6 protein-coding genes and 1 other RNA gene are annotated in these 12,732 nt (G+C 49.2%); all 7 read left to right on the top strand.

Annotated features, from left to right (window positions below):
• The first annotated feature begins 451 nt into the window (after positions 1-451).
• The 7 genes from C7382_RS04845 to scpA all read left to right on the top strand — a co-directional run bounded on the left by C7382_RS04845 (position 452) and on the right by scpA (position 12,715).
• Positions 452-1,267 (top strand): glycogen/starch synthase, encoded by an 816-nt coding sequence (locus C7382_RS04845; RefSeq protein WP_116679182.1) that lies wholly within the window; start codon positions 452-454, stop codon positions 1,265-1,267.
• A 95-nt stretch (positions 1,268-1,362) separates the two neighbouring features.
• A complete protein-coding gene (locus tag C7382_RS04840) occupies positions 1,363-2,730 on the top strand; it encodes a DUF4270 domain-containing protein (protein WP_116679181.1) in 1,368 nt (455 codons plus the stop codon).
• A gap of 453 nt (positions 2,731-3,183) precedes the next feature.
• Positions 3,184-3,591: a transfer-messenger RNA gene (gene ssrA / locus C7382_RS04835) on the top strand.
• 312 nt (positions 3,592-3,903) lie between these two features.
• Positions 3,904-6,195, top strand: a complete 2,292-nt coding sequence (locus C7382_RS04830; RefSeq protein WP_116679180.1) for a RelA/SpoT family protein — start codon at positions 3,904-3,906, stop codon at positions 6,193-6,195.
• Between the two features lie 23 nt (positions 6,196-6,218).
• On the top strand, positions 6,219-8,123 hold the full coding sequence (locus C7382_RS04825; protein ID WP_116679179.1) for a mechanosensitive ion channel family protein: 1,905 nt from the start codon (positions 6,219-6,221) through the stop codon (positions 8,121-8,123).
• 558 nt (positions 8,124-8,681) lie between these two features.
• Entirely contained in the window at positions 8,682-10,538 is a 1,857-nt protein-coding gene (gene mutA, locus C7382_RS04815; protein ID WP_116679177.1) for a methylmalonyl-CoA mutase small subunit, read from the top strand.
• 29 nt (positions 10,539-10,567) lie between these two features.
• Complete coding sequence (scpA, locus tag C7382_RS04810) at positions 10,568-12,715, top strand: methylmalonyl-CoA mutase (RefSeq protein ID WP_116679176.1); 2,148 nt, start codon at positions 10,568-10,570, stop codon at positions 12,713-12,715.
• Positions 12,716-12,732 lie beyond the last annotated feature (17 nt).

Here is a 12,732-nt window from a genome sequence, read left to right as displayed (position 1 = left end):
ATGCAAAGTCGCGCCAAAGGGAAAAGAAAACGGCGCATCAATCATGGAGAAATGGCGCCAAAACGAAACACAAATCGCCCGACTTTTTGCTCAATCCCGAGGCGTAATTTTACTGATTTGTCGCCTGTTTTCCAGAGAATAGCTCTGATTATGTACTTTCAAAGCTCCAAAAGGACATCTGGTTTTAGACCTTGTTCTTGGAGATCCCCTTTCTGAAGATTCTTGTTTGAGAAATATCTTTTGGCTGTTTTTACCTATTAATTTTACTTGGTGAGGAGTGTTTGTTCATTAATAAGTAGGGGAATGGAGCCGAATTTGTGTAAAATATCGTCCTTGTATCTGTAATGTGGAGGTGTTTTTTGTGCAGAAAATGAGAGAGATATGAGGTGATTAAACTTATGGGGTGTATATTTTTCGTATCTTTGCATGAAACGTAGATGACAGAAAGAGAATGGATTCCAAAAAAATTCTTTACATATCTCAAGAGATTTTCCCCTATCTGCCGGAAACGGATATTTCGGTCTTGTCGCGCAACCTGCCTCAGTACATTCAGGAGCGTGGCAACGAGGTGCGCATATTTATGCCACGTTATGGTATCATCAATGAGCGTCGCAATCAGTTGCACGAAGTGATACGCCTTTCGGGGATCAATATGATCATTAACGATAATGATCATCCGCTTATCATCAAGGTGGCATCCATTCAATCGGCTCGTATGCAGGTTTATTTTATTGATAATGATGACTTTTTCAAGCGGAAGACCATGTATGATATCAAACCTAAGCAAGAGAATGACAATGACGAACGTGCCATTTTCTTTGTTCGCGGGGCTTTGGAGGCTATTAAGAAGCTACGGTGGATACCGGATGTGATCCATTGTCACGGATGGTTTACCACTTTGGCAGCATTGTATTTGAAGAAAATGTATGCTGATGACCCGTGTTTCCAGAAGGCTAAGGTGGTTTATTCCGTTTATAACGATGCCGGACAAGGAACTATGCCCGAAACGCTTTTTAGCAAACTTGAGTTTGATAAGATAAGTGGAGAAGATATAGCCGTAATGGGCAATGCTGTTGATTATCTGGCACTCAATCGTTTGGCAATTCATTATTCGGATGGAGTGGTTCAAGGTTCGGAGACTATAGCGCCGGAGCTCACCGAATGTATCTCATCTCTCAAGGACAAGCCTTTCCTGCCATACCAAGGTACAGAAAACTACGATGAAGCTTTCGATAACTTCTACAACACCCTCTTGGAAGCCCATTGAATTCAGGTGCCTACAATTCCTTCTTATAGAACAATAGGGAAGCCTGCATCTGCGTTAATAACCACATCGTAAAGCAAATCCAACGATACAACAATATGAAGAGATTGTTTCTTCTCATCCTTGCATTTACAGCCCTCTTCATGGTGGGCTGTAATGATGATTTGTCTCCGATCGGAGAAAGTATTCAGCCCGGTTCGGATCCTGTGTCAGCCAAGGTCGATACGCTAGAGTTTTCGGTCAAAACTATCGAAATGGGCGACATATATAACCGTACTAACTTCACCTTGTTGGGTGATATTACGGATCCCGAATATGGCGATCTGAAGGCAGACTATATCATGCAGCTCAAGAGCCCTCGGAACTTCAAGTTCAAATACCAACCGATCAACGGCCGTATAGATTCTGTTAAGTTGAGCATCAATTATGATGCATGGGTTGGCGATTCTACGGCTCTCATGAAAGTTTCGGTATACAAGATCAATAAGGCTATTCCCGAGTCTCATTATACGACACAGGAGCTTGCTTCACTTTTGGACGAGACACAGATCATTGCCTCTCAAGCATTTCGAGCCGGTAATGACTCCGCCTTCCATCGTGTTCGAGTCCCGTTGCCCAAAGATATCGGGCAGAAGATATACGATCTTTCTGTAAACAACCCGAGTGTGTTTGATACACAGGAGAGTTTTTACAATAATGTGTTCGGAGGTTTATACATCACCACCACAACGGGTACGGGAGTTGTCCTCAACGTATATAACACGCAGATGGCTGTTTATTATACCTATCGGGTGACGGCAGACTCTACTCAGACCGCAACTGAGACTTTTGTAAATACGAGTGAATCCTATCAGGTGAATCATGTCAAGAATTCGCAGATCGCACATCTTCTTGTGCCAAATGATTCGCTTGCTTGTGTGAAGAGTCCAGCCGGTGTGATGACGCAACTGACTATTAGCAAGGAGCAATTTACAGACGCCTATACATCCACTCTTTCTTCCAATTTGGCTTGGCAGATTGGTGAGGCTCAGTTCAATGTCACAGCAGAAAAACCTGCTGAGGGGCTTGTCCTCAGTCCTCCTCCCTATCTTTTGCTTTTGCCGCAAGACTCGGTGAAGAGCTTTTTTGAAGAAGAACAAACAGAGCTATCTCAGCCCAAGACAGCATTCTTGTCTTCAACTTATAACATTAGCTCGCGAGAGTATAAGTTTAGTAATATTAGTCGTCTGCTGATGGAGCACATTAAGAACAATACAGAGAAGGATGCTAATGGAAAGCCTTATATCAGCAAAGACCTTGTTTTGGTTCTTCTCCCTGTAAAGCGCCAGTTGGGAGGTTCTGGTAGTACGGCCTATACGATTCGGTTAAACAACTTCCTTTTCCCAGCAGGTGTGAAACTTAAGCTTGGTACCAAGGACAAGACGGCGCGGATCGGGGTTTATAGTATGACGTACACGGACAACTAAGTTGTAGCAACAAACAATAAAGAGGCCATATCGGAATGAAGGTTCCGGTATGGCCTCTTTATTGTTTCGGACAGGAGCTGAAAGATGGAGAGAGGCAGTGGACGGGTGCGATGGGTTGTTTTGCGAAACAATGAGCCAATAAAGGCGAAAATATGGAGCCAAAAACATATAGAAGATCGCGCCAAAAGTTTTCCGATTTGGCGCATAAATTTTTCTGAAATGGCGCCAAAAAGATTTTGAAATGGCGTGAGTTTTTTCGGCAACTACGCACGAGAAAGGTCTTAATACGTATGTGAGCTTTTTTATGCTAGCGTATTAGTCTCTTGAGATGGCGGGGACATGCTCGTTTTTTCGACAGATTGAGCAATGTTAATAGTACGTCGGGGAGGGAGACGAAGTGTAATATGTCCGCAATTTCTACTATTTTTGTCGCGGATACCGATCCACACAATCGGGGCTGACCGGCTTTGACAGCGTGATGAAGCGGTATGTAAGCATGTAGTGCGTAGGTGGCTTGCACTATAATCTCAGACATCAAAATTTTAATTGGCGAAAATAATTACGCTCTCGCTGCGTGATCGAAGTATAGTAGATCAACGCTTCATCGCCGCCAAAGTGGCAGCGACGAGACATCGCCCGAGTAGCTCTTGTTCCGAAGCAGCTCGATAGTGCGGTGCTAATAAATCGGGAATCGCCGCGGGATAGCTTCCTGTCTGCGGTTAAATCAAGCGGAAGATAAGGAGTGGGCATCGGGTCGTTTCAGCCTTCGCTCGCTCTCGAAAACCTTAAGTGAAACTAAACATGTAGAAAGCATATTGATTCCATGTTTGGACGAGGGTTCAATTCCCTCCAGCTCCACTGCGAAGGGTGCAAATCAAGTAAGTATTGGTTTGCACCTTTCTTCTATACTTGTGGGTGCTCTTTATTGAGTTGTCCGTAGCCATCCGATGAAGTGGAACCTCCGCACGCATACGATCCTTGTCATCGAAGGACGAACGGCTTTTTATCCTCGCGAGAGAGGATGCAGAATAGGCGATGGAGAGACTGAGTCCGTGACATGAACAACCTTTTCGCGGGGCCTGCGATAGTCCTTTGTCCGAGCCGAATGGCGTAGGGAGGAGAGCACATCTTACTTTTCTATATATTTGTATTTACAGACGATAATGAATAGAAATGAATACAAAAGAAGATCCCCATACAATTGCGCTTTCCGTTACACCTCAGGATCATACACCCTTAGATGATGAGGCGCTCATACAGCATGAGTACTCACTCCTGATACAAGACTATCTGAACTCCAACCACCGACGCAAGGTGGAGCGCATCGACAAGGCTTTCCGCCTTGCCAAGGATGCCCATGCCGGAGCCAAGCGTCGTAGCGGCGAGCCGTACATCATGCATCCTATTGCGGTGGCACGCATTGTGTGCTCAGAGATGGGACTTGGGTCCACATCCATTTGTTGCGCACTGCTCCATGATGTGGTGGAGGATACCGAGTATACAGTTGAGGATCTGCGCGATATGTTCGGCGACAAGGTCGCACAGATTGTTGACGGTCTGACAAAAATCTCGGGCGAAGTCTTCAGTACGGCTTCTGCTCAGGCGGAGAATTTCCGCAAGCTCATCCTCACGATGAACGACGATATACGCGTCATTCTCATCAAGATTGCCGACCGCCTGCACAATATGCGCACACTTGGCTCTATGCTTCCTGCCAAGCAGCTGAAGATAACCGGTGAGACACAGTACGTCTATGCCCCGTTGGCTCACCGTCTGGGGCTATTTGCCATCAAGACGGAGTTAGAGGACCTCAGTTTCAAGTACGAGCATCCGCAAGAATATGAGTCCATCAAGGAGAAAATACGCATTACCGAACAGCACAGACAGGAGCTATTCGATCACTTTACAGCTCCCCTTCGGGAGCGATTCGTGCCGATGGGGCTCTTGTACGAGATGAAGGCACGGGTGAAGTCTGTGTACTCTATTTGGAAAAAGATGGAGAAGAAGGGGGTTCCCTTCGAGGAAATATACGACCTCTTCGCCGTCCGCATTATTTTCGAATCCTCTCCCGAAGTGGCGGATAAGAATCGTTGTTGGGAGATATACTCGGCTATTACTGATATTTATCGCAATCGTCCCGACCGCATCCGCGACTGGGTGAGCAATCCCAAGAGCAACGGTTACCAAGCACTCCACTTGACAGTTATGGGGCCTGACGGAGAGTGGGTGGAGGTGCAGATACGCAGCAGGCGCATGGACGACATTGCCGAGAAAGGATTTGCCGCGCATTGGAAGTACAAGGGCGATACGGTGGAGGAGGATTCGGAGTTGGACAAGTGGCTCAGCACCATCCAAGAGATTTTGGAGAACCCCAATCCCAACGCGCTTGATTTCTTGGATATGATCAAGCTCAACCTCTTCTCCAATGAAGTGATGGTATTCACGCCCAAAGGGGAGATCAAGCGCTTGCCTCAAGGAGCCACAGCACTCGACTTTGCTTACTCGCTTCACTCGGATCTTGGCGACCGATGCATCGGAGCCAAGGTAAATCACAAGCTTGTTCCCCTGAGTTATGTGCTAGCCAGTGGCGATCAGGTGGAAGTGTTGTCGAGTAAAAATCAACAACCTGCCGAGGAGTGGCTACGTTACGTTACTACCGCCAAGGCTAAGTCCAAGATCGATTCATTCTTGCGTCGCAAGCGTCGCGAGCTGATCACCCAGGGAGAAGAACGAGTCCTAAGTATTATTCGCACATCCGAACCGATGGTCTCTGCGGAGCTTCTTGACAGGATAGCTGCCTACTTTGGCTTCCTTAATCGCGAATCTTTCTTCTATGCTGTGGGAACAGGTGCCGTCACGCTGCCCGAAAACTTCCGCAAACTCGTGCAAGGGGAGCACAGCGGTAACTTTTTGATGCGAGCCTTGCGATCTGCTTTGCGTCCGGGACGTAATAATAAAGCACCTGTGCAGCCGACCAAGATGCCCGGGGAGGGTGAAAAACGTACCTTCGATCTCAAGCAAACCTATGTGTTGGAAGAGAATGAACACTCCCGTAACTACCAGATAGCCGAGTGTTGCCAGCCTATTCCGGGGGACGATGCCTTCGGCTTTATCAACGATGATAACACGGTCGTGGTGCACAAGCGTTCGTGTCCCATTGCGATGCGTCTGAAGAGTAGCTTCGGTAATCGTATCCTTTCGACCAAATGGGGACATCACGGCAACACCTCATTCGAAGCCAAGTTGGCTCTCAAAGGGATTGATTCCACCGGTATTCTCACGGCTGTTTCCCAAGTGATAACGGAGGACTTCAACGTGGGTATCAAGCACATTCAGCTCACGGCCAAGGACGGTATATTCGACGGGCAAATTCATTTGCTCGTACACAATGCAGACGACCTGCTGAAGATCTGTCACCGACTGCGCCAGAACAAACATATCCAAAGCGTTGGTCGTATCTCCTAACAGCTCAAAAAAGCCCAAATCCTATGTCTCTTGTTAGAATTTTCCCGTTACTCCTTCTTGCCTTCTTTCTCTCGACGTCAAGCTACGCCCAGAAAGAAGCTGCATCGCAGCAGGAGATCGCAGCAGAAGAGGTCGCTATCAAACAAGATTCTGTCAACAGACAACTCCTCGCAGACTTCCAGCGTCGTCTCCACGAGACGGACTCTGTGCGGCGGGCCGATTCGATCAACCGCGAGGCTCTCATGCAGCAGTTGGCAACGCTCAAGACCACAGACAATCTAAAGAAGGAGGACATTCTTCGAGAGATCGAAGCTCTCAAACAAAAGGAGGAGCAGCGCAACCTCAAGCGTAAAGCCGAGATCGAATCCATGCGGAGCAAGGCAGTGGGTTGGCCAGTGCTGGGTGCCCTACAAGATACGGTCATGGTGATATACACTCGGATCGGTTCTTATATGCCTCGTGAACGAGCTGAGGCTGTGTCCGAACGGATTGCTAAGTTGTATGAGGATGATTTCATGAATCCTGACTCGTTGTCCGTCTATCATCATGACACTTTCTCGGACATCATGTATGGCGATTTCGTTGTCATGAGCATACGTGAGGACGATGCGCTGTGGGATAATACCTCCGTGCAAAAGCTTGCCGAAGACTATAGAGGTCGCATAGCTGAGTCGATACGTCATGCCCGTCAGGAAAATAGCTTCTCTCGTATGCTCTTACGCATCGGCCTGATGATATTGGTTATCGTAGTTATCTCATTCATGATTTTCGGCATCAGGCGACTGTTCCGTCGCATATCCACGCATATCAATGAGAAGAAACAACATTGGTTCCGGAGCTTCCACTACAAAGACTATACCTTCATCAATGCCGAACAGGCCGGTATGCTCTTGGTCCGTGCGCTCAACATCCTGCGGTGGCTCATGATTATCCTCCTGCTTTTCCTCGTGGTTCCCATCATCTTCAGCATCTTTCCTTTCACTCGTGGTTGGTCAGAAGCCATTTTCGACCTGTTCCTTACTCCGCTCAAAAAGATCTCCAGTTCATTCTGGCAATACCTGCCCAAGTTGGCAACGGTCATCGTCATTTGCCTTGTGATACGTTACCTCTTGCGCGCTATTCGATACATTTTCACGGAAATTGAACAGGGAAAATTGAAGATCAACGGCTTTCATGCCGACTGGGCACACCCGACTTTCGCTATTCTGCGGACGCTGATCTATGCTTTCGGTCTGATCATTATCTTTCCCTATCTGCCAGGATCGGAGTCGGAGGTGTTCAAGGGAGTCTCAGTTTTCCTCGGTATTCTCGTTTCCTTCGGCTCGTCTTCTGCGATCTCTAATATCGTTGCCGGATTGGTGATCACCTACATGCGCCCATTTAAGATAGGTGATCGGATCAAGATCGGGGATATTTCGGGCGACGTCATCGAAAAAACTCTCCTCGTGACACGTCTTAAAACCGTGACGAACGAAGAAATTACTATTCCCAATTCGTCCATACTCTCTAACAATACGGTGAACTACAGCACCTTCTCACACGATCCCGGACTTATCCTGACCCTGCCCGTGACCATCGGTTACGATGTGCCTTGGCAGAAAGTGGAGGCGGCTCTCATCGAGGCTGCCCAACGCAGCAGTCGGGTACAGCAGACTCCCAAGCCATTCGTTTGGCAGAAGTCGCTGGGAGACTTCTCCGTGGAGTATCACCTTTGCGTTTACACCCATGAGGCCAATGCCCAAGCCGGCGTTTACTCCGAGGTGTATGCCAATATGCAGGATGTGTGTAGCGCTCACGGTATAGAGATCATGTCTCCCCACTACTTTGCTCATCGCGACGGTAACCATGTGACGCTTCACCCCGAAGATATCCCTGCAGGCTATCGTCCCGAGGGCATCAAGGTGGAGCGCACCACGCCCGAATCATAGCCATCAGCTCTTACGCTCCTGACATTACTGCCTCGTCGAAGATATGCTTCGGCGGGGCAGTGTCTTTTATCCGTCCGAATAGTCTGACCGCTCCATTGTGTCTCTGACTGCTCTGACCTCCCCTCTCACTTTATTTCTTGCGCTGAAAGCGAAGAAGCTATGGCGCCAAATCTTATCCCAAACTCGCACCAAAAATTTTTCGATTTGGCGCATAAATTTTTCTGAAATGACGCCAAAACGAAATGAAAATGGCGCGAGTTTTCACTTGAATACGGGGCATATTTCTGCCGGTTTGTGGCGCGTTTCCGGAAGAAAAGACAGCCATCTTTCCCTTTGTGCAAGCTCCTTGTGCCAAACTCCCACCGCGGTACTTTTGGGGGATGAGGGTGATGTCACATGAATAAAAATAGGAGTTTATCCAAGCAATGTCCTGCACTCGAAAGTGGAATCTGTGCCATTGTTTGTACAACATACAGGTAAAATAGCTTACTTTTGTTAGTTACGACAAGGAAGACAGTCGGTACAAAATAGAATCACAATATTCACTCTTTCAAAATTATGGCAAAAGAAAAACAAAAGCTCTTCTCGGAGTTTCCGCCCATATCGGCAGAAGCCTGGGTAGAAAAGATCACGGCCGACCTCAAAGGCGCCTCATTCGAGAAGCGGCTTATTTGGCGAACGAACGAAGGTTTCGACGTCAATCCGTTCTATCGCAGAGAGGACATTCAGGAGCTGAAGACGACTACGTCTCTGCCCAACGAATATCCTTATGTGCGTTCGACCCGAATGAACAATGAGTGGCTTGTGCGCCAAGACATTGTAGTCGGTGAGAACGTGGCAGAAGCCAACGAAAAAGCTCTTGACCTGCTCAACAAGGGTGTTGATTCGTTGGGTTTCTCTTTGAAGAAAATTCACATCAACGCTGAGGCTTTGGCTGCTCTGCTCAAGGGGATAGAGCCTACGGCTGTGGAACTGAACTTTAGCTGCTGCATCACACGAGCAGCCGAATTGCTCCCTCTCATCGCCGCTTATTTCAATAGTGTGGGTGCCGATGTGACCAAGTGTCGAGGCTCTGTGAGCTACGACCCCTTCAAGAAGCAGCTCGTGCGCGGTGTGTCCCACCCTGACTGGGTGAAGATGGCTGCTGAGGTTATGGAAGCTGCCAAAGGATTGCCGGCTTTCCGTGTGCTCAATGTCAATGCTTGTAATCTCTCCGACGCGGGAGCATTCATCACGCAGGAGCTGGGTTATGCCCTCGCCTGGGGTGCTGAATTCCTTGACAAGATGACCGATGCAGGTTATAAGCCGGAAGAAATCGCCTCGCGTATCAAATTCAACTTTGGCATCGGCTCCAACTATTTCATGGAGATTGCCAAATTCCGTGCTGCCCGCTGGCTGTGGGCTGAGATTGTAGGCTCCTATGGAGACCAATACAAGAACGAAACGGCCAAGATTCACCAGCATGCTACGACTTCTTTCTGGAACAAGTCCATATTCGATGCTCACGTGAACCTGCTTCGTACACAGACCGAAGCTATGTCTGCTGCCATCGGTGGCGTGGACTCTATCACGGTGCAGCCCTTCGATGTTACTTACCAACATAGCGATGACTTCTCGGAGCGTATCGCCCGCAATCAGCAGCTTCTCCTCAAAGAAGAATGCCACTTCGACAAGGTTATCGACCCCTCTGCGGGTTCTTACTACATCGAGACGCTGACTGACTCCATCGCCGCCGAAGCATGGAAGCTCTTCCTCTCTGTCGAAGAGGCCGGAGGCTTCACACAGGCTGCCGAAGCCGGTATGGTTCAGGCTGCCGTCAATGCGAGCAACAAGAAGCGTCACCAGTCTGTGGCTACACGTCGCGAGATTTTCCTCGGCACCAATCAGTTCCCCAACTTTACGGAAGTGGCCGGCAGCAAGATCACGCTCGACGGCGGCGAACATGAATGTGGTTGCGTCAAGTCCATTGAGCCGCTCGACTTCAGTCGCGGTGCATCGGAATTTGAGGCATTGCGTCTCTCCACAGAGAAGAGTGGCAAGACGCCTGTAGTCTTCATGCTCACCATCGGCAATCTGGCCATGCGCCTGGCTCGCTCACAGTTCTCCTGCAATTTCTTTGCCTGCGCAGGATATAAACTCATTGACAACTTGGGCTTCAAGACCGTAGAGGAAGGCGTGGACGCGGCCCTTGCTGCCAAAGCCGACATCGTGGTGCTCTGCTCCAGCGACGACGAGTATGCCGAGTATGCTCCTGCAGCATTCGAGTATCTCGCTGGTCGCGCTGAGTTTGTGGTGGCAGGTGCTCCCGCTTGTACACCGGAGCTCGAAGCCAAGGGTATCAAGAACTACATACACGTGAAATCGAACGTGCTGGAAACTCTCCGCGCGTTCAATGATAAGTTTGGCATCCGCTAATATCCATCCACAAGCAACAGAATCAAAAGATGAAACCTAATTATAAAGACATCAATATCAAGTCTGCCGGTTTTGTGGCTCAGGATGCCACAAGCTGGGCAGCAGAGCAAGGCATTGCAGCCGATTGGCGTACACCGGAGCAAATCATGGTGAAACCCGTCTATACCAAGGATGACCTCGAAGGTATGGAGCACCTCGACTATGTGTCCGGTTTGCCTCCTTTCCTCAGAGGACCCTATAGCGGTATGTATCCCATGCGTCCGTGGACTATCCGTCAGTATGCCGGGTTTTCTACGGCCGAAGAGTCCAATGCTTTCTACCGTCGCAACTTGGCTTCCGGCCAAAAGGGTCTGTCGGTAGCTTTCGACTTGGCTACTCACCGCGGCTACGATGCCGACCACTCTCGTGTGGTGGGCGACGTGGGTAAGGCCGGCGTATCCATCTGCTCATTGGAGGACATGAAGGTTCTCTTCGACGGTATTCCTCTGAACAAAATGTCCGTGTCCATGACGATGAACGGTGCCGTTCTTCCCGTATTGGCTTTCTACATCAATGCAGGTTTGGAGCAAGGTGCCAAGCTCGAAGAGATGGCAGGGACCATCCAGAACGACATCCTCAAGGAGTTCATGGTACGTAACACTTATATCTATCCGCCCGAATTCTCCATGCGGATTATTGCCGACATCTTCGAGTACACCTCGCAGAATATGCCCAAGTTCAACTCGATATCTATCTCCGGCTACCATATGCAGGAGGCAGGTGCTACCGCCGACATCGAGATGGCTTACACGTTGGCGGACGGTATGCAGTACCTCAAGGCCGGTATCGATGCTGGCATTGACGTAGATGCATTCGCCCCCCGTCTTTCTTTCTTCTGGGCTATCGGCGTGAACCACTTCATGGAGATTGCCAAGATGCGTGCTGCACGTCTCCTTTGGGCCAAAATCGTCAAGAGCTTCGGCGCGAAGAATCCCAAGTCGTTGGCTCTGCGTACGCACTGCCAGACCTCTGGTTGGTCGTTGACAGAGCAAGATCCGTTCAACAACGTGGGACGTACCTGTATCGAAGCTATGGCCGCTGCATTGGGACATACGCAGTCTCTGCACACCAATGCTTTGGACGAAGCTATTGCTTTGCCCACCGACTTCTCGGCTCGTATTGCTCGTAATACGCAGATTTATATCCAGGAAGAGACGCTCGTGTGCAAGGAGATCGATCCTTGGGGAGGCTCATACTATGTAGAAAGCTTGACCAACGAACTCGTGCACAAGGCTTGGACGCTGATCCAAGAAGTTCAGGAGATGGGTGGAATGGCTAAGGCCATTGAGACCGGTCTTCCCAAACTGCGTATCGAAGAAGCTGCAGCACGTACGCAGGCTCGTATCGACTCGCATCAGCAGGTTATCGTAGGTGTGAACAAGTATCGTTTGCCGAAGGAAGATCCCATTGATATTTTAGAGATTGACAATACAGCCGTGCGCAATCAGCAGATCGAGCGTCTCGGAGAACTGCGTGCTCACCGCGACGAATCTGCCGTGAAGGAAGCGTTGGCAGCTATCACCAAGTGTGTGGAGACAGGAGAGGGTAACCTCCTTGACCTCGCCGTGAAAGCGGCCGGACTACGTGCATCATTGGGAGAAATCTCCGATGCGTGCGAAACGATTGTAGGAAGATATAAAGCAGTAATCAGAACTATTTCAGGCGTGTACTCATCAGAATCAGGAGAAGACAAAGACTTCACTCATGCCAAGGAATTGGCCGAACAGTTTGCGAAGAAAGAAGGTCGTCAGCCACGTATCATGATAGCCAAAATGGGTCAGGACGGACATGATCGCGGAGCCAAGGTGGTAGCTACAGGCTATGCCGACTGTGGCTTCGATGTGGATATGGGTCCTTTGTTCCAGACTCCGGAAGAGGCAGCTCGCCAAGCTGTCGAAAACGACGTGCATGTCATGGGCGTTTCCTCTCTGGCGGCAGGTCATAAGACCTTGATTCCTCAGGTTATTGCTGAACTAGAAAAGCTCGGCCGCCCCGACATCCTCGTGACAGCCGGTGGCGTTATCCCTGCGCAGGACTACGAGTTCCTCTATAATGCAGGTGTAGCAGCCATCTTTGGTCCTGGTACTCCGGTCGCTTATTCGGCAGCCAAGGTGCTGGAAATCCTCTTGGAAGAATAGTCTATTCCCTTATTCGG

It is taken from the genome of Porphyromonas loveana (assembly GCF_003096695.1).
Classification (GTDB): Bacteria; Bacteroidota; Bacteroidia; order Bacteroidales; family Porphyromonadaceae; genus Porphyromonas; species Porphyromonas loveana.
Note: the sequence above shows the minus strand (reverse complement) of the source record. Positions and strands in the feature narration are given on the sequence as shown.